The following is a 23,446-nucleotide window of genomic DNA, read 5'->3' as shown; positions in this document are numbered from 1 at the left end:
TTTTCCTGAAATGAGCCGCGAGATCCTGCTGCTTGTTGATGCATTGGCGCGTGAGAAGAACGTCGCCAAGGACATCGTTTTTGCCGCGCTTGAGTCCGCGCTGGCCTCCGCGACCAAGAAGCGCATCCATGACGACGCCGACGTGGTCGTGTCCATCGATCGCGATACGGGCGACCACACTTCGTGTCGGCGCTGGATCGTCATGCCCGACGAAGAAGTCACCAACGATGAAGCCGAGATGGGTATCATCGATGCGCGCGACATCAATCCCGACATCCAACTCGGCGAGTACATCACCGAAGAGCTCGAGCCGATCGACTTCGGCCGTATCGGCGCCCAGGCGGCCAAGCAGGTCATTCTGCAGAAGATCCGCGATGCCGAGCGCGAGCAAGTGCTCAACGACTTCCTCGAGCGCAAGGAGTTCCTGGTCTCGGGTTCGATCAAGCGCATGGAGCGCGGCAACGCGATCATCGAGGTCGGCCGCATGGAAGCCGTGCTGCCGCGCGATCAGCAGATCCCGCGCGAGAACCTGCGCGTCGGCGATCGTGTCAAGGCCTTCCTGCTGCGCATCGACCGCGGCGCCCGCGGTCCGCAGCTGATCCTCTCGCGTACCGCGCCCGAGTTCCTGATGAAGCTGTTCGAACTCGAAGTCCCCGAGATCGAGGACGGCCTGCTCGAGATCAAGGCCTGCGCCCGTGATCCGGGTCTGCGCGCCAAGATCGGTGTCAAGTCCAACGACCCGCGCATCGATCCGATCGGCACCTGCGTTGGCTTGCGCGGTTCGCGCGTCACCGCCGTCCGTAACGAGATCGGCGGCGAGCAGATCGATATCATCGTCTGGGCGGCTGATCCGGCCCAGTTCGTCGTCGCTGCCCTGCAGCCGGCAGAAGTCGTATCGATCGTGGTGGACGAGGAAGCTCACGCGATGGACGTCGTGGTCGACGAAAACAACCTGGCCATCGCCATTGGTCGTAACGGCCAGAACGTCAAGCTCGCGTCCGAGTTGACCGGTTGGACCATCAACCTGATGAGCGAGCAGGAGTCGGCCGAGAAGACCGCGCAGGAGCAGCAGGGTCTGCGCGCGCTGTTCATGGAAAAACTGGATGTCGACGAGGAAATTGCCGACATCCTGATCGAGGAGGGCTTCTCCTCCCTGGAAGAAATCGCCTACGTTCCGCTGGCCGAGATGCTCGAAATCGAGGCCTTCGACGAGGACACGGTCAACGAACTGCGCAATCGTGCGCGGAACGTGCTGCTGACCGAGGCGATCGTGACCGAAGAGCAGCTGGAGAATGTCTCCGATGATCTGCTCAATCTCGACGGCATGGAGAAGTCGCTTGCCGCCAAACTGGCCCAGCAGGGTATCCGTGCCCGCGACGACCTGGCCGACCTTGGGGTCGACGAGCTGGTCGAAATGGCCGGGATCGACGAAGAAAGAGCCAAGGCGCTGATTTCCGTTGCGCGCGCCCATTGGTTCGAAGAATGATGGGAGGGCAGTAATGGAAAATATGAGCGTGACCCAGTTTGCCGGCGAACTGAAGATGCCGGCCGCGGTACTGCTCGAGCAGTTGAAGCGTGCCGGTGTGGAAAAGAGCGGCCCGACAGACCTGCTGACTGAACAGGACAAGGCCCGACTGCTGGAGTACCTGCGTCGAGCCCACGGCGACACCGAGCCGAAGGGCAAGATCACCCTGACGCGCAAGCAGACGACCGAGATCCGCGCAACGGACTCGACCGGACGTGCTCGCACGGTGCAGGTCGAGGTGCGCAAGAAGCGCACGTTCGTCAAGCGCGACGAACTCGTGGCTGACCAGCCTGCCCCGGAAGTCGCCGCGCTGGCGGAAGAGCCGGTCGCGGAAGTCGTCGAGCCGGTGGGCGCGCCCGAGCCCGTCGCGTCCGTCGAGGCTGTCGCGCCTGTCGCTCCCGAGCCGGTTGCTGAAACGCCGGCGCCCGAGCCGGCTCCGGTGGTCGTCGAGCCCGAGCCTGCGCCCGAGCCGGTCGCCGAAGTTCAGCCCGAGCCGGAGGTCGCCGCGCCCGCCGCTGCGCCCCAGCAGCAAGAGGCGAAGCCGAAGACCACCACCACGCTGGTGCGTTCCAAGCCGCTGCCCCTCAGCGAGATCCTGGGCGACGAAGAGATCGCCGCGCGCAAGCGCGACGAAGAGCGTCAGCGCGCGCTCAAGGAACGCCAGGCGGCGGACCTGCGTGCCCGCCAGGAACGCGAAGCGGCTGCCCGTGCGGCGGCCGAAGCGCGCAAGGTCGAGGAAGAGTCCCGCCTGCGCGCCGAGCAGCAGAAGAAGGAAGAGGCCGTCAAGCCCGCTGCAGCCAAGCCGGGTAGCGGCACGCTGCACCGTCCGGCAAAGGCCGAAGACAAGGCCGGCAGCAAGGATGCCAAGCGTGGCACCGGTGCGCCGGCACGCGAGACCGACGGCGCCAAGCGCCGCGGCGGCCTGAAGACCCGCGGCGAGGTGGGTGCCACCACCGGCAGCAACTGGCGCGGTGCAGGCAAGGGGGGCGGCCGGCACGGTCGTCACCAGCAGGACGACCGCTCGAACTTCCAGGCGCCGAGCGAGCCGATCGTGCGCGAAGTGCATGTGCCGGAAACCATCACCGTGGCCGATCTCGCCCACAAGATGGCAGTGAAGGCCACCGAAGTGATCAAGGCCCTGATGAAGATGGGTTCGATGGTCACGATCAACCAGGTGCTGGACCAGGACACGGCGATGATCATCGTCGAGGAAATGGGGCACACCGCGATGGCGGCGAAGCTGGACGATCCGGATGCCTTCCTGGACGAGCACGACGAACACAAGGACGTCGAACTCCTGCCGCGTGCGCCGGTCGTTACCGTCATGGGGCACGTCGACCACGGCAAGACCTCGCTGCTCGACTACATCCGTCGTGCCAAGGTCGCTTCGGGCGAGTTCGGCGGTATCACGCAGCACATCGGCGCCTACCACGTCGAGACGTCGCGCGGCATGGTGACCTTCCTCGATACCCCGGGTCACGAAGCCTTCACGGCGATGCGTGCGCGTGGTGCCAAGGCGACCGACATCGTCATTCTGGTGGTGGCGGCGGACGACGGCGTGATGCCGCAGACGCGCGAGGCCATCCACCACGCCAAGGCGGCCGGCGTGCCGCTGGTGGTGGCGATCAACAAGATCGACAAGCCGGAAGCCAACCCCGACCGCGTCAAGCAGGAACTGATCGCCGAGAGCGTCATTCCGGAAGAGTACGGTGGCGACGTCATGTTCGTGCCGGTGTCCGCGAAGAAGGGTACGGGCGTCGACGAACTGCTCGAAGCCATCCTGCTGCAGGCCGAGGTGCTGGAACTGACCGCGCCGGTCGATGCACCGGCCAAGGGCCTGATCATCGAAGCCCGCCTCGACAAGGGCCGCGGCCCGGTGGCCTCGCTGCTGGTGCAGTCCGGCACCCTGCGCAAGGGCGACGTGGTGCTGGCCGGGGCAACCTTCGGCCGCATCCGTGCGATGCTGGACGAGAACGGCAAGCAGGTCGATGAAGCAGGGCCGTCCATTCCGGTCGAGATTCTCGGCCTGTCGGACGTGCCGTCTGCAGGCGACGAAGCGATTGCGCTCGCCGACGAGAAGAAGGCGCGCGAAATTGCCCTGTTCCGTCAGGGCAAGTTCCGCGACGTCAAACTCGCCAAGCAGCAGGCCGCCAAGCTCGAGACCCTCATGGAGCAGATGTCCGAGGGCGAGGTCAAGAGCCTGCCCCTCATCATCAAGGCCGACGTGCAGGGTTCGCAGGAAGCGCTGGTGCAGTCGCTTGTCAAGCTCTCGACCGACGAGGTGCGCGTCAATGTCATCCATGCCGCGGTCGGCGCGATCTCCGAGTCGGACGTCAACCTGGCGCAGGCTTCGGGTGCCGTCATCCTCGGCTTCAGCGTCCGTGCGGATGCTGGCGCACGCAAGCTGGCGGAGACCTTCGGCGTCGATATTCGCTACTACAACATCATCTACGATGCAGTGGATGAGGTGAAGGCGGCGCTGTCCGGCATGCTTGCGCCCGAGAAGCGCGAAGAGGTCATCGGCCTGGTCGAGATCCGCCAGGTGTTCACGATCTCGAGGGTGGGCTCGATCGCGGGTTGCTACGTGCTGGAAGGCGTGGTCAAGCGCGGTTCGCACGTCCGTCTGCTGCGCAATCACACGGTGCTGTGGACGGGCGAGCTCGAGTCGCTCAAGCGCTTCAAGGACGACGTCAAGGAAGTCAAGTTCGGCTACGAGTGCGGTCTGCAGCTCAGGAACTACAACGACATCCAGGAAGGCGACCAGCTCGAGGTGTTCGAGATCAAGGAAGTGGCGAGGACGCTGTAAGCCATGCCCAAGGAGTATTCCCGCAGCCAGCGCGTGGTGGAGCAGATCCGCCGCGAGCTGGCGGAACTGATCAGGCTCGAGGTGAAAGACCCTCGAGTCGGCTTCATCACGCTCACCGATGTCGAGATCACGCCTGACTACGCGCACGCCAAGGTGTTCTTCACCTCGATGACGGGCGAGGCCGACGTGCCCGAGATCCTGCAGGGCCTGCGTCGGGCGAGCGGCTTCCTGCGCCGCGAGCTGGGCCGCCGCATCCGGATCCATACGATTCCCGAGCTGCACTTCCACTACGATCGCTCGGTCGAGGAGGGCTCGCGCCTTTCCCGTCTGATCGATGATGTGGTGCGGGAGGACGAGGCCCGTCACCACGATGAAGACGGCGAAACCGACCATACGTCGGCTGGCGATGACGGAAGCGCGAAGTCCTGAAGCAGCGGCGCGTCCCCGCCGACCGAAGCAGCCGCAACGCAAGATCGTCCGCCGCCTCGTCGATGGCGTGCTCTTGCTCGACAAGCCGCAGGGCATGAGCTCCAACGGCGCGCTGCAGGCCGCGCGCCGTCTGCTCAACGCCGCAAAGGCGGGCCATACCGGCACGCTGGATCCGATGGCGAGCGGCCTGTTGCCGCTGACCTTCGGCGAGGCCACCAAGTTTTCGCAGATGCTGCTCGACGCCGACAAGACTTACGAGGCCGTCGTGCAGCTGGGTGTCGAGACCGACAGCGGCGATGCGGAGGGTGCGGTGCTGGCCAGGCATCCGGTGGCGGTCGAGCGGCCGCAGCTGGAAGCGGTGCTCGACCGCTTCCGTGGCGAGATCGAGCAGGTGCCTCCGATGTATTCGGCGCTCAAGCGCAACGGCAAGGCGCTGTATGAGTACGCCCGTGCCGGCATCGAGGTCGAGCGCGAGGCGCGTCGGGTCACGATCCATGCACTCGATCTGCTCGACTTCGCGTCTGATAGCTTCACGATCCGAGTGGCGTGCAGCAAGGGCACGTACATTCGCAGCCTGGCGATGGACATCGGCACGGCACTGGACTGCGGTGCGCACCTTGCGGCGTTGCGCCGCACGCGGATCGGATCGTTCGACGTGGCCAACGCCGTTTCGCTGGACGCGCTCGAAGCGTGCGCGGCCGAGGAGCGTGACGGCTTGCTGGCTTCGGCCGACGCGCTGGTCGCGGTGTACCCGGCGTTGCGGCTCGACGCGGAGCAGGCCCGTGGTCTGCTGCAGGGAAGAGTTTTGTCGCTGGGGCGGGCCGACACCGAAGGCTTGGTGCGGGTCTACGGGCCGAAGGGTTTCCTCGGTCTCGGGCAGTGGCAGGACGGGGGCAAGCTGGCCGCACGGCGGCTGATTGCCACCGATGGCGGGGCGCTCGACGCATCCGCATGATAGCGATTGAGTTTTTGGTGCGGCTTTGGGTATAATCCGCCGCTTCTGATTGGCAGAAAAACACGAGTAAAGACACACATGGCTCTTGATACCGCATCCAAGTCGAAGATCGTCTCCGACTTCCAGCGCGCCCAGGGCGACACCGGTTCGCCGGAAGTCCAGGTTGCGCTCCTGACCGCCCGCATCAACGGGCTCGCTCCTCACTTCAAGGCCCACGGCAAGGATCACCACTCCCGCCGCGGTCTGCTGAAGATGGTCAGCCAGCGCCGCAAGCTGCTGGACTACCTGAAGGGCCGCAACGCCGACAGCTATCGCAATCTGATCGAGCGTCTGGGCCTGCGCAAGTAATTGCGTCCGTGACCAGCCCGACAGCGCCGATCAGGGCGAAGTAAGCCATCAAAGCCGGTGCGTGCCCCTGCGGCACGGCCGGCTTTGTGCCGTCTGAGGCCGTGCTTGCGTCGGGTTCGTCTTCCAGCGGATAGGGGTCGCTCGACCCGAACACCGCGCGCAGTTGTGGTTCGCTGCACTCATTGTTAAAGGAATTCCCTTGCTGAACGCAATCAAGAAAACTTTCGCCTACGGCGCCCATACCGTCACGCTCGAAACCGGCGAGGTTGCTCGCCAGGCCGGCGGTGCCGTCATCGTGAACATGGACGAGACCGTGGTGCTGGCCACCGTGGTCGCCGCCAAGGAAGCGCGTCCGGGGCAGGACTTCTTCCCGCTCACCGTCGATTACGTTGAGAAGTTCTACGCGGCCGGTCGCATTCCCGGCGGCTTCTTCAAGCGCGAAGGCCGTCCGTCCGAGAAGGAAATCCTCACCTCGCGCCTGATCGATCGTCCGATCCGCCCGCTGTTCCCCGAAGGCTTCATGAATGAAGTCCAGGTGATCGTGACGGTGCTGTCGCTGAACCCCGAGGTCGATGCCGACATCCCGGCGATGATTGGCGCCTCGGCTGCGCTCGCCATCTCCGGCATCCCGTTCGACGGCCCGATCGGCGCGGCACGCGTCGGTTATGCCGACGGCCAGTACATCCTCAACCCCACGGCCACCGAGCTGCAGACGAGCCAGATGAACCTGGTCGTCGCCGGTACCCAGGCAGCGGTGCTGATGGTCGAGTCCGAAGCCCAGGAGTTGTCCGAGCAGGTCATGCTGGGCGCCGTCGTGTTCGGTCACGAGCAGATGCAGACTGCGATCAAGGCCATCAACGAGCTGGTCGAAGTCGCCGGCAAGCCCGAATGGGATTGGCAGGCACCGGCAGCCAACGAAGCGCTGATCGCCAAGGTCACCGAGCTGGCCAAGGCCGAGATGGAAGAGGCCTTCCGCATCACCAGCAAGCAGGAGCGTTCGACCCGTCTGGGCGAGATCCGCAAGCGCGTGATGGCCACGCTGAGCGAAGGCGTGGAGAACCCGTCGTCGGCCACCGAGGTGAAGGACATCTTCTTCAACATCGAGTCGGGCATCGTCCGCAGCCGCATCCTGAATGGCGAGCCGCGTATCGACGGTCGCGACACCCGCACCGTGCGTCCGATCACGATCCGCACCGGCGTGCTGCCGCGCACCCACGGTTCGGCGCTGTTCACCCGCGGTGAAACCCAGGCGCTGGTCGTGGCCACGCTGGGCACCGGTCGCGACGAGCAGATCATCGACGCCATCGCTGGCGAGTACAAGGAGCGCTTCCTGCTCCACTACAACTTCCCGCCGTTCTGCACCGGCGAAACCGGCCGTTTCGGCGTGACCAAGCGCCGCGAAGTGGGCCACGGCCGCCTGGCCAAGCGCTCGCTGGTCGCGGTGCTGCCGAAGGCCGAGGACTTCTCCTACACCGTGCGCGTGGTGTCCGAGATCACCGAGTCCAACGGTTCGTCGTCCATGGCTTCGGTCTGCGGCGGCTCGCTGGCCATGATGGATGCGGGCGTCCCGCTTAAGGACCACGTCGCCGGCATCGCGATGGGCCTGATCAAGGACGGCAACCGTTTCGCCGTGCTGACCGACATCCTGGGCGATGAGGATCACCTCGGCGACATGGACTTCAAGGTCGCCGGTACCGAAAACGGCGTGACCGGTCTGCAGATGGACATCAAGATCCAGGGCATCACCAAGGACATCATGCAAGCTGCGCTGGAGCAGGCCAAGACGGGCCGTCTGCACATCCTCGGCATCATGAAGCAGTCGCTGGCCTCGTCGCGTGGCGAAGTGTCCGAGTATGCGCCGCGCATGATCAACATGAAGATCAACCCCGAGAAGATCCGTGACGTGATCGGCAAGGGCGGTGCGGTGATCCGTGCGCTGCAGGAAGAAACCGGCACCGTGATCGAGATCGAGGACGATGGCGCGATCACCATCTCGTCGGTGAGCGCCGAAGGTGCCCAGGCTGCGAAGGCCAAGATCGAGGCGATCACCGCCGAGGTCGAGGTCGGCAAGATCTACGAGGGCACGGTCATCCGCCTGCTGGACTTCGGCGCGATCGTCAACATCATGCCGGGCCGCGATGGCCTGCTGCACGTCTCGCAGATCGCCAACGAGCGCGTCAACAATGTGGCCGACTACGTCAAGGAAGGCCAGGCTGTGCGCGTCAAGGTGCTCGAGACCGACGAGCGCGGCAAGATCCGCCTGAGCATGAAGGCGCTGCTGGGCGAGAACGCCGGCTGAGTGCGATGTGAGGGGTGGCAGTAAGGGCACCCCGCGCTGAACAAATGGGACGCTGCGGCGTCCCATTTTTTTCGCAGCCGTGGGTGGGCCTGGTCTTGGGGCGCGGTCGAAAAAAAGGACGCCGCAGCGTCCCCTTGTCGATTACGCAGTCCGCTTACTTCGCGACCTGGCGCTCCCGCATTTCTTCCAGCGTCTTGCAGTCGATGCACATGGTGGCCGTCGGACGGGCCTCCAGGCGCTTCAGGCCGATTTCCACGCCACAGCTGTCGCAGTAGCCATATTCGCCAGCCTCGATGCGACCCAGCGCCTCGTCGATCTTCTTGATCAGCTTGCGTTCGCGATCGCGGTTGCGCAGTTCCAGTGCGATGTCCGACTCCTGGCTGGCGCGGTCGTTCGGGTCGGCAAACACCGTGGCCTCGTCCTGCATCGTGTGCACGGTACGCTCGATGTCATCCATCAGCTCGCTCTTGAGCGTGCTGAGGATCTCGCGGAAGTGGCCCATCTGCTTCTCGCTCATGTATTCCTCGCCAGCGGCGGGAACGTAGGGCGGGAATTGCTTGTGCAGGGTATCGTCAGCCATGAATCAACTTCCGTAGGTTGGTGAATGGATAGAGGCGACTTAATAGCAGAATCGGCCTGATGCGGCAAGCCGAGGGGCATGAACGGCGCAGGTTCGGCACTGCGCGCACTGCCTGCGCCCGTGCGAGAATCGCGCCCTCGTTCAATCGCCCGGAGTTCCTCGATGCCCGTCTCGCAGCACACTGTCACCCAGCTGATCGTCCATCGCCTCGTCAAGGAGGCGGACAAGCCCGCATCGCTGGTCTGCCGACCCGCGGCCTGCGCACTGGATGCAGTGGCGGTGCGTCTGGTCGAGCGGCTCTGCGGGCAGTACGAGTCGCGCTCTGCGAAGGGCTTCGGACGTTTCGAGGAGGACGAGGAGGCCTTCCCGCTCGCACGCTGGCTGCGCGAGTTGGTGAGCGAGCAGGGGCTCGATTTCGTTGCCTTCTCGGGTCAGGTCGCGCAGCACCTGAAAGCGATTGCGGACGAGGAGGAATTGGAGCAGGGCGGCCTGGTCATCGTGGCGCGCATTGACGAAGGCGGTGCCGACTGCCTGTGGATCGCGCTGGTCGCGGAGGAGGCCGGAGTCGCGGTGAGCGGCGGACTCGACGTGAGCGATTGCCTGCACGTCGATTTTGCGGGTCTGCAGGCGGCCGGTCGAATCGATCTCGATGGCTGGCGACGAGGGGACGAGCGCTACATCGGATTCTTGCGTGGACGCGGCAAGGGTGGGGCCTTCTTCAAGCGTTTTCTTGGCTGCAGCGATGTGGTCGTCGCCTTGCAGGAGACGAAGAAGCTGGTGGCCACGCTCAGCCACTTCGCCGAGCAGCAGCAACTCGAGCCGACACGGCGCGACAGCCTGCTCGAGCGCGCCCACGATTATCTGGACTCACTGGGCGAGAACGGGGAGACCGTCAGCTTCGAGGAGCTGGCACAGGAAGTGTATCCGGAGCAACCGGCAAGGCTCGGGTCGGCGCTCAATGCGCCCGAGGCCCGCCTGGTCAGCGGGTTCGTGCCCAACCGGCGCGCGATCAGGCCGCTGGTCCGCTTCAGCGCCAGCGGCGAGCAGTGGAAGGTGGAGTTCGATCGCAGCAGCCTGCATTCGGGCGCCGTGCATTACGATCCAGCGACCGATACCTTGGTGCTGGCGGGCGTGCCCGACTATCTGAAGCGCATGCTCGAGGAAGGCTGACGGCCACGGTGGCGGGCCGGGGGGCTCGCAAAAAAGAAAAGCCCGAGCGCTTGTGGCGCTCGGGCTAAATCCACACCAAAGGAGGAAGTGGAGGAGACGGTTCGAATAATAATGCAGGGATTGTTGCGTTGCAACAATGCGACGTGCAAAATTTTTCTATCGACGCATTTCCTCGACTTCGGCCTTCTTGGGTGCTGCTGCGATCCGGTTCGATCAGAACACGAAATCCATGGTGACGCTTAAGACGGTCATGTCTCCGTCCCAGTCGGGGGTTTCGCCACGGTAGGGGAAGATCGATTCGGGTTTGCCGTCGATGCGGTCAATCTGCCCCTTGAGCGCGATCTGCGGCGCGACGTCCCAGCGCACGCCTAGCGCAAGAGTGTTCTGGTGCGCGTAGAAATTGCTGGTGATGAGGTCGATCAGCGGACGGGCGCCGGGCGGGATGGGCGACCGGATGTCCGGCGCGGAAGAGCGGATCTGCGAATAGCCGAGGTAGGGCGTGACCGAGCCAATACGGTAGGCGCCGATCACGTAGGCCGAGCGGGTGTCGCGATAGAACTCGCTGTCATGGACGACACGGTTCGCCATGGCCTGAATTTCGAGCGGGCCGTCCTCGTAGGCAAGGCCGATCGCGTCATAACGCGTCTTGCGTCCCTTGACCTTCAGTTCAGGCGCGATGGCGAAGGCATTGGCGCCCACCAGTTCGACGATCGGAATCTCGTGCTCGAAGCGGACCTGCGTCGTACCCAGGCGCAGTTGCCAGGGGCCGACCGTGTAGTCGAGGTAGCCGCCACGAATGTCCGAGCCGCGCAGGTCCCAGGTCAGCGAGTCCTTCATCGAGGTCTTCTCGGCTGCCTGACCGGCAAACAGCTTGGCCTCGAGCAGGCCTTTCCCGAGCGGGAAGGTGCCGGTCACGTCGACGCCATCGAAGTAGGAAAAGATGAGCTGGCCGTAGAAGTCCTGTGGCGGGCGCACGGTGAGATTGGCATAGCCGACGAGGCGGGAGTCGGCATGCATGTAGAAGTCCGTGCCCATCCGGCCAAGGCGGCCTGCCCATTGAGACGAGAACTCGTGGCGCAGGAAGGCCCATGAGATCTCGGGGCCATAGCTGCCGTCGTAACGATAGCGGCTCAGCGCCTGCACCACTGCGTTCGTCTGCGGCGTCAGGCGCATGTTGGCCTGAAGGCCAAGCAGCGAGTCGATCTTGGGGCTCCAGTTGGTCCGTACCCCATAGGCTTGCGAGAGGTCGCGCACGAACTCCGCATTGTCATCGTTGGAGCGTGCAAAGCCGAGCGTGCCGAAACCGAGCAGGCTGACGGATGGCGGGTAGGTGGAAGAGACAGGGCCCGGCTCGGCCTGGCCAGTCCGCGGGACAGTGCAAAGCACCATCGACAGGGCCATAGGCAGGCATGCTGCAAGCATGTGCATGGCGGGTGGGTGCCCGCGCCGCGTCACCGTAGTGCGCCGGCGAGTGTTGGCCAAGTCCATTTCAATTCCGCAAGACCGGTGGATATGCAGCGCAGTATAGCGGAATGATCCATGACAACGTCGAGGGCCAGGCCGCGCGCGCGGGACGCAGGCCGGCGCGGTGAGGGCGATGCAGGGTGAGGGTGGCAGGCTCGCCAGCCCCGCCCCGTGACCGTGCGGGTTCACGAAAAAAGCCCGCGGCGGAAGACCGCGGCGGGCTTTCGAGCTTTGGTCCGATGTCCGGTCAGCGCGCGATCGGCTTGTAGCGGATACGCTTCGGCTTCGCGCCTTCCTCGCCCAGGCGCTTCTTCTTGTCCTCTTCGTACTCCTGGTAGTTGCCGGCGAAGAAGGTCCATTGCGAATCGCCTTCGGCCGCCAGGATGTGCGTGCAGATGCGGTCGAGGAACCAGCGGTCGTGCGAGATCACCAGCGCGCAACCGGCGAACTCCAGCAAGGCGTCTTCGAGCGCGCGCAGGGTCTCGACGTCGAGGTCGTTGGACGGTTCGTCCAGCAGCAGCACGTTGCCGCCCTGGATGAGGGTCTTGGCCAGGTGCAGTCGGCCGCGCTCGCCGCCGGAGAGGTTGCCGACGATCTTCTGCTGGTCGCCGCCCTTGAAGTTGAAGCGGCCGATATAGGCGCGGCTGGGCATTTCGAAGCGACCCACGGTGAGCACGTCGGCGCCATCGGAAATGGCGTCGAACACCGTCTTGTCGTTGGCGAGGCCCTCGCGGGTCTGGTCGACCGCGGCGATCTTGACCGTGGCGCCGATCTCGACCGTGCCCGAATCGGGGGCGTCGCGGCCTTCGATCATCTTGAACAGCGTCGACTTGCCGGCGCCGTTGGGGCCGATGATGCCGACGATGGCGCCCGGCGGGATGCTGAAGCTGACGTTGTCCATCAGCAGCTTGTCGCCGAAGGCCTTGCTGACGTTGTGGAACTCGATGACCTTGTCGCCGAGGCGCTCGCCAGGCGGAATGAAGATCTCCTGCGTCTCGTTGCGGCGCTGGTACTCGACGCTCGCCATCTCCTCGTAGCGGGCCAGGCGGGCCTTCGACTTGGCCTGGCGCGCCTTGGGGTTGGAGCGCGCCCATTCCAGTTCGGTCTTCATCGCCTTCTGGTGCGCAGCCTCCTGCTTGGCTTCCTGCGCCAGGCGCTCGCCCTTCTGCTCGAGCCAGGACGAGTAGTTGCCCTTCCACGGGATGCCGTGGCCGCGGTCGAGTTCGAGGATCCACTCGGCGGCGTTGTCGAGGAAGTAGCGGTCGTGGGTGACGGCCACCACGGTGCCGGGGAAGCGGGTCAGGAACTGCTCCAGCCAGTCGACCGATTCGGCGTCGAGGTGGTTGGTCGGTTCGTCGAGCAGTAGCATGTCGGGCTTGGATAGCAGCAGCTTGCACAGCGCGACGCGGCGCTTCTCGCCCCCCGACAGATTGCCGATGACGGCGTCCCAGGGCGGCAGGCGCAGCGCGTCGGCGGCGATCTCCATCTGGGTCTCGACGTCGCTGCCGGCCGTCGACAGGATGTTCTCGTACCTGGCCTGTTCCTCGGCGAGCTTGTCGAAGTCCGCGTCGGGTTCGGCGTAGGCGGCATAGACCTCCTCAAGCTTCTGGCGCGCCTCCATGATCTCGCCGAGCGCGGATTCGACCTCTTCCTTCACGGTCTTGGCGGGGTCGAGCTCGGGTTCCTGCGGCAGATAGCCGATGCGCTGGCCGGCAAGCCACTGCACCTCGCCGTCGTACTCCTTGTCCACGCCAGCCATGATGCGCAGCACGGTGGACTTGCCCGAGCCGTTGAGGCCGAGCAGGCCGATCTTGGCGCCGGGAAAGAAGGAGAGGGAGATGTCCTTGATGATCTGACGCTTGGGCGGAACGATCTTGCTCACCCGGAGCATCGACATGACGTATTGGGCCATGGGGGAGAGGTCCTGCTAAGTCGGAAAGGGCGAGAGTCTACAGCATCCCCTCGATATCCTTCACCAGTTCCTCCGGCGCGGTCGTCGGTGCGTAGCGTTCGATCTGCTGCCCGTCGCGGCTCACCAGGAACTTGGTGAAGTTCCACTTGATGGCTTCGGTGCCGAGGATGCCCTTGGCGTGCTGCTTCAAGTACTTGTACAGGGGATGGGCGCCGTCGCCGTTGACGTCGATCTTGGCGAACATCGGAAAACTCACGCCGTAGTTCTTCGAGCAGAAGGCGCCGATTTCCTCGGCACTGCCGGGTTCCTGCGCGCCGAACTGATTGCACGGGAAGCCGAGCACGACCAGGCCGCGGTCCTTGTAGGTCTGGTAGAGCGTCTCGAGACCGGCATAGTGCGGGGTCAGCCCGCACTGGCTGGCGGTGTTGACGATCAGCAATACCTTGCCGGCGTACTCGCCGAGGGTGGTGGTGGCGCCCGAGAGGCGATCGACTTCGATTTCGTACAGGGTAGAAGACATGCGGGGCTCCTGAGTGAGGAGGGGGTCGGAAGCGCTTCGAGCCCCGCATGCGGAAAAAGTTTGACGCGCCGATGCGGTCGGGCGGCGGTGCTCGCCGCGTGATATTACTTCTCGAACTTACTTCTCGACGAAGGCGCGTTCGATCACGTAGTCGCCGGGCTGGCCGATACGCGGCGACATCGCGAAGCCGCGGGCGTCGAGCAAGGCGCAGCAATCGGCATTCATCGCCTGGCTGCCGCAGATCATCACCCGGTCCTGCGCCGGGTCCAGATCCGGCAGGCCGACATCGGCGAACAGCTTGCCGGACTCGATGACGTGGGTGATGCGGCCTGTGTTGCGGAAGGGCTCGCGCGTCACCGTCGGGTAGTAGATGAGCTGGTCGCGCACCTGCTCGCCGAAGAACTCGTTCTGCGGCAGCACGCGGGTGATGAAGTCCGTATAGGCCAGTTCCGACACGAAGCGCACGCCATGCACCAACACCACCTTCTCGAAGCGCTCGTAGGTCTCCGGGTCCTGGATCACGCTCAGGAATGGCGCGAGCCCGGTGCCGGTGGCGAGCAGGTAGAGATGCTTGCCCGGGTTCAGGTCGTGCAATACGAGGGTGCCGGTGGGCTTCTTGCTGACGACGATCGGGTCGCCCTCGCGCAGGTGCTGCAGGCGCGAGGTCAGCGGGCCGTCAGGCACCTTGATGCTGAAGAACTCCAGGTGTTCTTCGTAGTTGGGGCTGGCGATGCTGTAGGCGCGCGTCAGCGGCTTGCCTTCCACGTCGAGCCCGATCATCACGAACTGGCCGTTCTCGAAACGCAGGCCCGGGTCGCGGGTGGTGCGGAAGCTGAACAACGAGTCGTTCCAGTGATGGACGCTGAGGACGCGTTCGGTAAGCAGGTTGCTCATGGCGGTGCTTGTGCAGGCGGATTGACGATGGAGCAGATTCTAGGTGCGCTGCATTAGCGGTTAAGTGGATAATTTGAATATCCGTTACCGGAAAAATAGATATGCGATTCACCCTGCGCCAGATCCAGGCCTTCGTCGCCATCGCCAGCAGCGAGAACGTGTCACGCGCGGCCGAGGCGCTGAGCCTGTCCCAGTCCGCCACCAGCGCGGCGCTGGCCGAACTCGAGAACCAGTTCGACCAGCAGTTGTTCGACCGCCACGGCAAGCGTCTGCGCCTCAACGAGCAGGGCCGGCTGCTGCTGCCGCACGCCGTGGAACTGCTCGACCGCGCCGAGGAGATGGACGCCTTGCTGCGCGGCGAACGCGGCCTGGGCAGCCTGCGGGTCGGGGCCACGCTGACGATCGGCAACTACCTGCTGCCGCTCATCGTGTCGGGTTTCCTGCAGCGCCACCCGGAGAGCCGGGTCAAGCTCGAGGTGCGCAACACCGCAACCATTGCGGCGATGCTGGCGCGCTACGAGATCGACCTCGGGCTGGTGGAGGGGCAGGTGGTCGATGGCGAACTCGAATCGCAACCCTGGGTGGAGGATGAGCTGGTGGTTTTCTGTGCGCCGGAGCACCGGCTGGTCGGGCGTGGTAGCGTCGCCTTTGCCGAGATCGCCGCCGAACCGTGGATCCTGCGCGAGCACGGTTCCGGCACGCGCGAGACCTTCGATCAGGCCTTGCGGCACTGGCCGGGTGGCGTGGTGCCGCGGCTGGAGCTGGAACATACCGAGGCGGTCAAGCGCGCGGTGGAGAGCGGGCTGGGCCTGGGCTGCCTGTCACGTCTGTCGCTGCGCGACGCCTTCCGTCGCGGCAGCCTGGTGCCGCTGGAGACGCCCGAGCTGGACCTGAAGCGCCATTTCAGCTTCGTGTGGCATCGCGGCAAGTACCACAGCGCGGCCATCCGCCGCTTTCTCGAGGATTGCCGCGCCTTTGCCGCGGGTGCCCGGCGCAGCGACGAGATTGCACTGCCGGCCGTGCGCTGATGCCGGGTTCAGAACCCGGTCGGGACGGGAACTTCCTCTGCCGCATTCCTTCAGATCCACACAGGCCCAACGGGTGCGCGATCGCCGTCGGGCAGGCCCCGGGCTCGCGGCCTGTAATACACTCGACACCCCCAACCGAATCCCAACGTACGGTGCAGCCATGAGCGTCATCGAATCCGTCCGTCCTTTGCACGGCAAACTCACCGCCATCCGTCGCGACATCCACGCCCACCCCGAACTCGCATTCGAGGAACACCGCACGGCCGCACTCGTCGCGCGCCATCTCGAGGCGCTGGGCATCGAGACGCACCGCGGCATCGGCGGCACCGGCGTGGTCGGCGTCGTGCGCGGCGGTCGCAGCCTGCGTGCCATCGGCCTGCGTGCCGACATGGATGCGCTGCCGATCACCGAGCGCAACGCGTTCGCGCACCGATCCACCGTGCAGGGCTGCATGCACGCCTGCGGCCACGACGGGCACACGACGATGCTGCTGGGCGCGGCCGAGGCGCTGGCGGCGCGCAAGGATTTCGACGGCACCGTGTATCTGATCTTCCAGCCCGCCGAGGAAGGCGAGGGCGGTGCCCCCGCGATGATCGCCGACGGCCTGTTCGACCGCTTCCCGATGGAGGCGGTGTTCGGCATGCACAACTGGCCGGGCATGGACGCCGGCAGCTTCGCCATCCACAGCGGTCCGGTGATGGCCAGTGCCGACCGCTTCGACATCCGTTTCACCGGCGTCGGCGCGCATGCCGCCATGCCGCACCTCGGCGTCGATCCGGTGGTCGCCGGCGCCGCCTTCGTGCAGGCCGCGCAGACCCTCGTCAGCCGCAGCCTCGATCCGATCGACGCCGGCGTGGTGTCGATCACGCAGTTCCATGCTGGCGAGGCCTACAACGTCATTCCCGACCGCGCCGAGCTGTGTGGCACGGTGCGCACCTTCTCGGCGGAGGTGCGCGACCGGCTCGAGCACGGCCTGCGTCAGGTCGCAGAAGGTATCGCGCAGAGCCATGGCGTGCAGGTCGCCTTCGAATATCGCCGCGGTTACCCGCCGACCATCAACACCGCTGACGAGGCGGCGTTGTGCGCCCGGGTCGCGCGTGCCGTGGTCGGGCCCGACCGCGTCTTCACCGACCGTCGCCCCAGCATGGGCGCGGAGGATTTCGCCTATTTCCTGCAGGAGAAGCCGGGCGCCTACGTATGGGTCGGCAACGGTCCGGGCGAGGGCGGCTGCATGCTGCACAACCCCAACTACGACTTCAACGACGAAGTCCTGCCCACCGGTGTCGCCTACTGGTGCGAGCTGGCGCGCACGCTGCTGTCGACCGCGCGCTGAGCGGAAGGGATGATGAAGACGCTGCGCCTCGCCTTCCGCATGATGTTGCGCGACTTGCGCGCGGGCGAACTGCACCTGCTCGGGCTGGCGATCGTCATCGCGGTGGCCAGCCTCACCAGCGTCGGCTTCCTGGCCGACCGCGTCGGGCGTGCGCTGGACCGCGAGGCCAACCAGCTGCTCGGCGGCGACCTGCTGCTGCGCGCCGACCGCCCCTGGCCCGCCGGCTTCGCCGACGAGGCGGGCGAGCGCGGCCTGCGCACCGCCGAGACCGTGCTGTTCACCAGCATGGCGAGCACGGACGAGGCCGCGGTGCTGGCCGGCGTCAAGGTGGTCGAGGACGGCTACCCGCTGCGCGGCGCGATCCGCATCGCCCCCGGTCCCAACCAGCCGGATGAGGTGGCTGGCCGCGCGCCGGCGCCCGGCGAGCTGTGGCTGGACGAGCGCCTGTTCGCCGAGCTGGGCGTCAAGGTCGGCGACAAGGTGGGCCTGGGCGAGACCGAGTTCCGCGTCGGCGCCATGGTCAGCTTCGAGTCCGACCGCGGTGCCAACTTCTTCAGCCTGCTGCCGCGCGCGATCTTCAACCTCAAGGACCTGGACGCGACCGGCCTCATCGCCGAGGGCAGCCGCGCCACCTGGCGCCTGCACGTGGCCGGCGATGCGCAGGCTGTCGAAGCCTACGAGAAATGGGCGCGGGCCAACCTGGGCCGCGGCCAGCGTGTCGAGACGGTAGAGAACGCCCGGCCGGAGGTGCGCGCCGCGCTCGACCAGGCGCAGCGCTTCCTGCGCCTGGCGGCACTGCTGGCGGTGATCCTTGCCGCGGTTGCGGTCGGGCTGTCGGCGCGGCGCTTCATGGCGCGTCATCTCGACGGCTGCGCGGTGATGCGCGTGCTCGGTGCGCGCCAGTCGCAGGTGCTGGGCATCGTCGTCGGCGAATTCCTGCTGTTCGGCCTGACGGCGGCGGTGGTCGGCACCGCGCTCGGCTGGTCGGTGCAATGGGGGCTGGCAGGCGGACTGCGCGAGATCCTCGCCACCGAACTGCCCGCGCCCTCGCTGCTGCCGCTGGCGCATGGCGTGGTGGTCGGCATGGCGCTGCTGGCGGGCTTCGTGCTGCCGCAGTTGCTGCGCCTGGGCAAGGTCAGCACTTTGCGCGTGCTGCGGCGCGAGTTCGAGCTGGCCGAGCCGCTGTCCGGCACCGCCTGGGCCCTGGGCCTGGCCGCGCTGCTCGGGCTGATCTTCTGGATCGCCGCGGATGCGCGCCTCGGCGCGATGGTCGCGGCCGGCTTCGCGGTGGCGCTGGGGGTGTTCGCGCTCGCCGCGTGGTGGGTCTTGCACCTGGCCGGACGCCTGAAGGGGCAGGGCAGCCTGCGCGGCGGCGGCTGGCGCTACGGCGTGGCGTCGCTTGGCCGGCGCATGGGCGGCAGCGTCATTCAGGCCGCGGCGCTAGGCCTGGGCATGACGGCGCTGCTGTTGCTGACCCTGGTGCGCGCCGACCTGCTCGACAACTGGCGCGCGATGGCGCCGCCCGACGCGCCCAACCGCTTCGTCATCAACATCCAGCCCGATCAGCGTGCCGCCGTCGCCGACCTGTTCGTTGCCGAAGGCCTGTCGCGACCCAACATCCAGCCGATGATCCGCGGCCGCATGGTGGCGATCAACGGCGAGGCGATCGACCCCAGTCGCTACGACGAGGAGCGCACCCGCCGCCTGGCCGAGCGCGAGTTCAACCTGTCCTACGCCGCCGAGCTGCCGGGTGGCAACGCGGTCTCCGCCGGGCGCTGGCACGGCGCCGAACGAACGCCGCAGTTCTCGGTGGAGCAGGGGCTGGCGCAGACCTTCAATCTCAAGGTGGGCGACCGTGTCGCCTTCGAGATCGCCGGCCAGCGCGTCGAGGCGCCGATCACCAGCGTGCGCAAGCTCGACTGGGATTCGATGCGGGTGAACTTCTTCTTCATCGCCTCCGAGGGCCTGCTCGAGGCCTACCCCGCCAGCCTCATTACCAGCTTCCACCTGCCGGCCTCCAACCACGACTTCACCACTAGGCTGATTGGCGCCTTCCCCAACCTGTCGGTGATCGACATCGCCGCGGTGATCGCCCAGGTGCAGGCCATGACCGACAAGCTCATCCTCATCGTGCAGTTCGTGTTCGGCTTCGCGGTGCTGGCGGGCCTGGTGGTGCTGTATGCGGCGCTGCAATCGACGCACGACGAGCGCGAGTACGAACTGGCCATGCTGCGCACGCTGGGTGCGCGCAACCGCCAGGTGCGGCAGGCGCTGCTGGCCGAATTCCTCGTGCTGGGCGGCGTGGCCGGCGTGCTGGCCGGCGTCGGCGCCAGCGCCATCGGCTGGGTGCTGGCCGAGCAGGTGTTCAGGATGACTTATGTGCCGGCCCTGTTGCCGGTGGTGGTGGCGGTGCTGCTTGGTGCGGGTGGCGTGGTGGCGGGTGGCTGGCTGGGCACGCGCAAGCTGCTGTCGCGCCCGCCGCTGGCCAGCCTGCGCGCGTTGGCCTGACGGCGCCGCATGCTGCCGATGACCCCGTCCGAACTGTTGCTGGCCGGCCTGCTCGCCGCCGTGCTGGTGCTGCTGGTGTGGCTGCTGGTGCGCAGCTACACGCGCGAGCGCGCGGTGCGCGACCAGCTCGTCGATGCGCTGGCCGACCAGATGGAACAACAGCTCGGCGCCCAGCACCGCGAGATCCTGCGCGACCTGCACGAAGGCCTCGCGCGCCAGACCGACCGCATCGGCGAGCACGCCCGCGCCGACCGCGACCTGCTACAGCGCGGCCTCACCGCCGCCTCGATGCAGCTGTCGCGCGGCATGCAGGCGCTGACGCAGAGCGTCGACGGCCGGCTCGATACCTTGTCGGGGCAGGTGAACCAGCGCCTGGACGAAGGCTTTCGCAAGACCAACGAGACCTTCGCCAGCGTGATGGCGCGGCTGGCGACCATCGACGAGGCGCAGAAGAAGATCGACGGTCTCACCACCAACGTCGTCAGCCTGCAGGAACTGCTCGGCGACAAGCGTGCGCGCGGCGCCTTCGGCGAGGTGCAGCTCGAAGCGCTGGTACAGAACATGCTGCCGCCCGACGCCTTCGCCTTCCAGCACGTGCTGTCCAATGGCACGCGCGTCGACTGCCTGCTGACCTTGCCCGCGCCCACCGGCCTGGTCGCGGTCGACGCCAAGTTCCCGCTCGAGAACTACCACCGCATGTTCGATGCGGCTTCGGGCGAACTGGAGCGCCGTGCCGCGCAGCAGGCCTTCCGCGCCGACGTCAAGCGCCACGTCGACGCCATTGCCGGAAAGTACATCCTGCCCGGCACCACGTCGGATGGCGCGGTGATGTTCTTGCCCGCCGAGGCCGTGTTCGCCGAGGTCCACGCCTACCACCCGGAAATCGTCGCCTATGCGCAGCAGAAACGGGTATGGATCGTGTCGCCCACCACGCTGATGGCCGTGCTCAACACGGCCCGCGCGGTGCTGAAGGACGTCGAGACGCGCAAGCAGGTCCACGTCATCCAGGACGCGCTCGGCAAGCTGGCGAAGGACTTCCAGCGCTTCGACGAACGCATGGCGGCACTCGCCCGCCATATCGAGCAGGCCAGCCGCGACGTGCAGGAGGTGCAGACCTCCAGCCGCAAGATCAGCGCGCATTTCCACAAGATCGAGGCGGCGCGCTTCGACGAGCTGGAACCGGACGCCGACGCGGTTCCGCTGCCGCGGACTTGACCCCGGACAGGTACAGGCCGCGCGCAGCCACCTAGACTGGGGCTGTTCCCGATGACCTGCCGAGGCGCTCGCCCATGTCCAGATTCCTGCCGGTGTTGTTCCTGATCGGGCTGTTCTTCTTCATGTGGCTGTTCCTGTATGCGCACCAGCGCCGCGAGAAGCAGAAGCGCGCCCTGCCGTTGCGCGAGGACTACCTCGCGGCCCACGGCCATGACGAGCCGGCCTGCTTTGCCTGCGGCAAGGGGCCGTTGAAGGACGAGGGGCTGGGTTCGGGGCAGGACTCCCGCCGCGTCGTGTCGTGCGAGGGCTGCAACACCCTGCTGTATCGCTACGAGCGCCCGGCAGCGCCCGAATTCGAGTCCTAGTCCTAGTCCTGGTCCTGGTCCGGGTTTCGTCGACCCGGCGTATCGGGCGAAACCTGTTCCCTGTCGCGAGCCGTCCGTCCCCGTGATCGGTAAGATCCTTGCTCGTGGTCTTTGCCGGCAAAGGGAAGGGAAAGCGTGAACAAGGGAAACTGGAAGAGTCGTGTCCGCATGCAGCACCTGCGGACGGTGCTTGCCGTGGCCAGAAGCGCCAGCGTGTCGCGCGCGGCTGAGAGCCTCGGCCTGACCCAGCCCGCGGTGACGCGCATCATCCATGAACTCGAGTCCGAACTCGAAGTGCCGCTCTTCGTCCGTACCAGCCGCGGCACGCACTGCACGAACTTCGGGCAGATCGTCGCCGATCATGCCGAACTGGTCTTCGCCCAGCTCGATCGCGCCGAGGACGAGGTCCGTGAGGCGCGCGAGGGCTTGAGCGGCCGGGTGACGGTCGGGGTGCTTGTGGCGGGCGCGGCGTCGATCCTGCCAAGGGCGCTGGTCCGTTTCCAGCATGAGCGCCCGGGGGTGCGGGTGACGCTGATCGAAGGGACCTACGACTACCTGATCCCGCTTCTGCATCAGGGCGGGCTGGATTTCATCTGTGGCCGCCTCCCGGCCTACCGCTACCGCGAGGGCCTGGAAGTCGAGGCCTTCCACCAGGAGGAGGTGGCCCTGGTGGCGCGTCCGGGGCATCCCGTGCTGGCGGGCGGGCCTGTTTCACTCGCGGGCTTGCGCGCCTGGCCCTGGATCCTGCCCCTGGCCGACACCACGCTGCGCCAGCTGATCGACAATGCCTTCCTCGACCTGGGCTTGCCGCTGCCCCACATTGCCTGCCAGTCGGTGTCGGTGATCGCGAACCGGCGCATGCTGCTCGAGACGGACTGGATCTGTGCGTTCCCGCGTCAGGTGGTCGAGCCGGACATCGACGCGGGCATGCTGGCGCGCGTGCCGGTCGAGCCGCTGCTGTCCTTCGGGCCGGTCGGAATCTGCCAGCGGCGGGATGTGCCTCTGTCGCGCGCCGCGGAAGGCCTGGTGGCGGTCCTGCGGGGGGATTCGGAGGGCCGGGTATCGATTCCGGGCTGAGGCGGTGTCGCTGTCCGGTCATAACGCCAGGTAATGGCGGAGGACTGAAGATTCATTTCCGGTCATGGTCAATGCGGCGATAGACTGCCTCCCACAGAACGGGCTGCGTACGCAATGAGACGCAGCCGACCAGGAGGAGACCATGATCGATCTGCAGGATGTGCGCTATGTGCGCCTGGGTACGCGGGATATCGAGGCAGCCATCGATTTCGCGTGCAAGGTGGTGGGGCTGGAACTGGTGCGGCGGGAGCAGGGGTGTGCGTACTTCCGCTCTGACAGCAAGGACCATACCCTGGTCTATTTCGAGGGCGACCCGCGCGACCACACGCTGGCTTTCGAAGTCGCGCGCGGCGACGTGCTCGATGCCGCCGGTGCCGAGCTGGAGCGTGCAGGCATGGCGGTGCACGAAGGCAGTGCCGAGGAATGCGAGTTGCGCCGGGTGAAGCGCTTCATCCGCTTCCGCGATCTGACGGGCAATGCGATCGAGCTGGTCTGGCGCCCGCACGCGAGCGGCCGGCGCTACTTTCCGTCGCGGGATGCGGGCATCACCGGCTTCAGCCATGTCGGCCTGTGCTCGACCGACCCGGCGCGTGACGAGCGTTTCTGGACCGAGATCTGCAATGCACGGGTGAGCGACTGGATCGGCCCTTCGCCGCTGCTGCGCATCGACGACGTGCACCATCGCATCGCACTGTTCCCGACCGACCGCAGCGGCATCCAGCACATCAACCATCAGGTCGAATCCGTCGATGACATCATGCGCAGCTGGTACTTCCTGCAGGAGCGGGGCGTTCCGGTGGTGTTCGGCCCCGGGCGGCATCCGACCTCGGGCGCGCGCTTCATCTATTTCGAAGGGCCGGACGGCATGATCTTCGAGTACTCCTGCGGCGTCTCGAGCATCACCGACGAGGCCGCGCATCGGCCGCGACAGTTCCCGCTTGAGCCTTCGGGCTTCTGCATGTGGGGCTCGAAGCCGAACATCCGCGAGTTCCAGAAGTAGGTCCGCACCCGCGGCCAT

19 protein-coding genes are annotated in these 23,446 nt (G+C 66.3%); 14 read left to right on the top strand and 5 right to left on the bottom strand.

Translation table 11 applies throughout. The features are described 5' to 3' along the window. Positions 1–10: 10 nt before the first annotated feature. From nusA to pnp, 6 genes are all read left to right on the top strand, one after another. Positions 11–1,486 (top strand): transcription termination factor NusA, encoded by a 1,476-nt coding sequence (gene nusA / locus C664_RS12350; protein WP_004260609.1) that lies wholly within the window; start codon positions 11–13, stop codon positions 1,484–1,486. A gap of 13 nt (positions 1,487–1,499) precedes the next feature. Next, positions 1,500–4,331 carry a translation initiation factor IF-2 gene (gene infB / locus C664_RS12345; protein WP_038011699.1) on the top strand — a complete coding sequence of 944 codons (2,832 nt, stop codon included), beginning with the start codon at positions 1,500–1,502 and terminating at the stop codon, positions 4,329–4,331. A 3-nt stretch (positions 4,332–4,334) separates the two neighbouring features. Then, a complete protein-coding gene (gene rbfA / locus C664_RS12340) occupies positions 4,335–4,760 on the top strand; it encodes a 30S ribosome-binding factor RbfA (protein ID WP_004260603.1) in 426 nt (141 codons plus the stop codon). Beyond that, positions 4,738–5,715 (top strand): tRNA pseudouridine(55) synthase TruB, encoded by a 978-nt coding sequence (truB, locus tag C664_RS12335; RefSeq protein WP_004260600.1) that lies wholly within the window; start codon positions 4,738–4,740, stop codon positions 5,713–5,715. The genes rbfA and truB overlap by 23 nt, the downstream gene beginning before the upstream one ends. 78 nt (positions 5,716–5,793) lie before the next feature. Further along, the gene (rpsO, locus tag C664_RS12330) at positions 5,794–6,063 is read left to right on the top strand and encodes a 30S ribosomal protein S15 (RefSeq protein ID WP_004260598.1); all 270 of its coding nucleotides are present in this window, start codon (positions 5,794–5,796) and stop codon (positions 6,061–6,063) included. 199 nt (positions 6,064–6,262) lie between these two features. Next, the gene (pnp, locus tag C664_RS12325; RefSeq protein WP_004260595.1) at positions 6,263–8,362 is read left to right on the top strand and encodes a polyribonucleotide nucleotidyltransferase; all 2,100 of its coding nucleotides are present in this window, start codon (positions 6,263–6,265) and stop codon (positions 8,360–8,362) included. Between the two features lie 154 nt (positions 8,363–8,516). On the opposite strand, the gene dksA is transcribed toward pnp, so the two are convergent. Next, positions 8,517–8,942, bottom strand: coding sequence for an RNA polymerase-binding protein DksA (dksA, locus tag C664_RS12320; RefSeq protein ID WP_004260592.1), 426 nt, complete (start codon positions 8,940–8,942; stop codon positions 8,517–8,519). A 162-nt stretch (positions 8,943–9,104) separates the two neighbouring features. On the opposite strand from dksA, the gene C664_RS12315 reads away from it, so the two are divergent. Beyond that, a complete protein-coding gene (locus C664_RS12315) occupies positions 9,105–10,112 on the top strand; it encodes a nucleoid-associated protein (protein ID WP_004260590.1) in 1,008 nt (335 codons plus the stop codon). Between the two features lie 213 nt (positions 10,113–10,325). Here the strand turns inward: C664_RS12315 and C664_RS12310 are convergent, their stop codons facing one another. The 4 genes from C664_RS12310 to C664_RS12295 form a co-directional block, all read right to left on the bottom strand. Then, on the bottom strand, positions 10,326–11,513 hold the full coding sequence (locus tag C664_RS12310) for a hypothetical protein (RefSeq protein ID WP_004260582.1): 1,188 nt from the start codon (positions 11,511–11,513) through the stop codon (positions 10,326–10,328). A 310-nt stretch (positions 11,514–11,823) separates the two neighbouring features. Further along, on the bottom strand, positions 11,824–13,488 hold the full coding sequence (gene ettA, locus C664_RS12305) for an energy-dependent translational throttle protein EttA (RefSeq protein ID WP_004260579.1): 1,665 nt from the start codon (positions 13,486–13,488) through the stop codon (positions 11,824–11,826). 37 nt (positions 13,489–13,525) lie between these two features. Further along, positions 13,526–14,008 carry a glutathione peroxidase gene (locus C664_RS12300; RefSeq protein WP_004260576.1) on the bottom strand — a complete coding sequence of 161 codons (483 nt, stop codon included), beginning with the start codon at positions 14,006–14,008 and terminating at the stop codon, positions 13,526–13,528. Between the two features lie 117 nt (positions 14,009–14,125). Next, positions 14,126–14,902 carry a ferredoxin--NADP reductase gene (locus C664_RS12295; protein WP_004260567.1) on the bottom strand — a complete coding sequence of 259 codons (777 nt, stop codon included), beginning with the start codon at positions 14,900–14,902 and terminating at the stop codon, positions 14,126–14,128. Positions 14,903–15,003: 101 nt separating this feature from the next. Between C664_RS12295 and C664_RS12290 the strand changes: the two genes are divergently transcribed. The 7 genes from C664_RS12290 (at position 15,004) to C664_RS12260 (ending at position 23,428) form a co-directional block, all read left to right on the top strand. Then, entirely contained in the window at positions 15,004–15,930 is a 927-nt protein-coding gene (locus C664_RS12290; protein ID WP_004260564.1) for a LysR family transcriptional regulator, read from the top strand. 160 nt (positions 15,931–16,090) lie between these two features. Next, a complete protein-coding gene (locus C664_RS12285; protein WP_004260560.1) occupies positions 16,091–17,263 on the top strand; it encodes a M20 aminoacylase family protein in 1,173 nt (390 codons plus the stop codon). A 9-nt stretch (positions 17,264–17,272) separates the two neighbouring features. After that, positions 17,273–19,771: an ABC transporter permease gene (locus tag C664_RS12280; RefSeq protein ID WP_004260557.1), complete on the top strand. Its 2,499-nt coding sequence runs from the start codon at positions 17,273–17,275 to the stop codon at positions 19,769–19,771. A gap of 9 nt (positions 19,772–19,780) precedes the next feature. Next, a complete protein-coding gene (locus tag C664_RS12275; protein ID WP_004260554.1) occupies positions 19,781–20,986 on the top strand; it encodes a DNA recombination protein RmuC in 1,206 nt (401 codons plus the stop codon). A gap of 74 nt (positions 20,987–21,060) precedes the next feature. Next, on the top strand, positions 21,061–21,351 hold the full coding sequence (locus C664_RS12270) for a hypothetical protein (protein ID WP_004260550.1): 291 nt from the start codon (positions 21,061–21,063) through the stop codon (positions 21,349–21,351). A 135-nt stretch (positions 21,352–21,486) separates the two neighbouring features. Then, a complete protein-coding gene (locus C664_RS12265; RefSeq protein WP_198291524.1) occupies positions 21,487–22,428 on the top strand; it encodes a LysR substrate-binding domain-containing protein in 942 nt (313 codons plus the stop codon). Positions 22,429–22,570: 142 nt separating this feature from the next. Further along, positions 22,571–23,428: a VOC family protein gene (locus C664_RS12260; protein ID WP_004260542.1), complete on the top strand. Its 858-nt coding sequence runs from the start codon at positions 22,571–22,573 to the stop codon at positions 23,426–23,428. The last annotated feature ends 18 nt before the right edge of the window (positions 23,429–23,446 follow it).

Source organism: Thauera sp. 63 (genome assembly GCF_000310165.2).
Classification (GTDB): Bacteria; Pseudomonadota; Gammaproteobacteria; order Burkholderiales; family Rhodocyclaceae; genus Thauera; species Thauera humireducens.
Note: the sequence above shows the minus strand (reverse complement) of the source record. Positions and strands in the feature narration are given on the sequence as shown.

What these genes read in the sequence shown, in the direction of transcription:
- C664_RS12310 (WP_004260582.1), bottom strand. Translation starts at nt 11,513, where the DNA reads ATGGCCCTGTCGATGGTGCTTTGCACTGTCCCGCGGACTGGCCAGGCC.
- C664_RS12270 (WP_004260550.1), top strand. Translation starts at nt 21,061, where the DNA reads ATGTCCAGATTCCTGCCGGTGTTGTTCCTGATCGGGCTGTTCTTCTTC.
- dksA (WP_004260592.1), bottom strand. Translation starts at nt 8,942, where the DNA reads ATGGCTGACGATACCCTGCACAAGCAATTCCCGCCCTACGTTCCCGCC.
- rbfA (WP_004260603.1), top strand. Translation starts at nt 4,335, where the DNA reads ATGCCCAAGGAGTATTCCCGCAGCCAGCGCGTGGTGGAGCAGATCCGC.
- C664_RS12295 (WP_004260567.1), bottom strand. Translation starts at nt 14,902, where the DNA reads ATGAGCAACCTGCTTACCGAACGCGTCCTCAGCGTCCATCACTGGAAC.
- C664_RS12285 (WP_004260560.1), top strand. Translation starts at nt 16,091, where the DNA reads ATGAGCGTCATCGAATCCGTCCGTCCTTTGCACGGCAAACTCACCGCC.
- C664_RS12300 (WP_004260576.1), bottom strand. Translation starts at nt 14,008, where the DNA reads ATGTCTTCTACCCTGTACGAAATCGAAGTCGATCGCCTCTCGGGCGCC.
- C664_RS12275 (WP_004260554.1), top strand. Translation starts at nt 19,781, where the DNA reads ATGCTGCCGATGACCCCGTCCGAACTGTTGCTGGCCGGCCTGCTCGCC.
- C664_RS12290 (WP_004260564.1), top strand. Translation starts at nt 15,004, where the DNA reads ATGCGATTCACCCTGCGCCAGATCCAGGCCTTCGTCGCCATCGCCAGC.
- C664_RS12280 (WP_004260557.1), top strand. Translation starts at nt 17,273, where the DNA reads ATGATGAAGACGCTGCGCCTCGCCTTCCGCATGATGTTGCGCGACTTG.
- rpsO (WP_004260598.1), top strand. Translation starts at nt 5,794, where the DNA reads ATGGCTCTTGATACCGCATCCAAGTCGAAGATCGTCTCCGACTTCCAG.
- C664_RS12260 (WP_004260542.1), top strand. Translation starts at nt 22,571, where the DNA reads ATGATCGATCTGCAGGATGTGCGCTATGTGCGCCTGGGTACGCGGGAT.
- truB (WP_004260600.1), top strand. Translation starts at nt 4,738, where the DNA reads ATGACGGAAGCGCGAAGTCCTGAAGCAGCGGCGCGTCCCCGCCGACCG.
- C664_RS12315 (WP_004260590.1), top strand. Translation starts at nt 9,105, where the DNA reads ATGCCCGTCTCGCAGCACACTGTCACCCAGCTGATCGTCCATCGCCTC.
- ettA (WP_004260579.1), bottom strand. Translation starts at nt 13,488, where the DNA reads ATGGCCCAATACGTCATGTCGATGCTCCGGGTGAGCAAGATCGTTCCG.
- infB (WP_038011699.1), top strand. Translation starts at nt 1,500, where the DNA reads ATGGAAAATATGAGCGTGACCCAGTTTGCCGGCGAACTGAAGATGCCG.
- nusA (WP_004260609.1), top strand. Translation starts at nt 11, where the DNA reads ATGAGCCGCGAGATCCTGCTGCTTGTTGATGCATTGGCGCGTGAGAAG.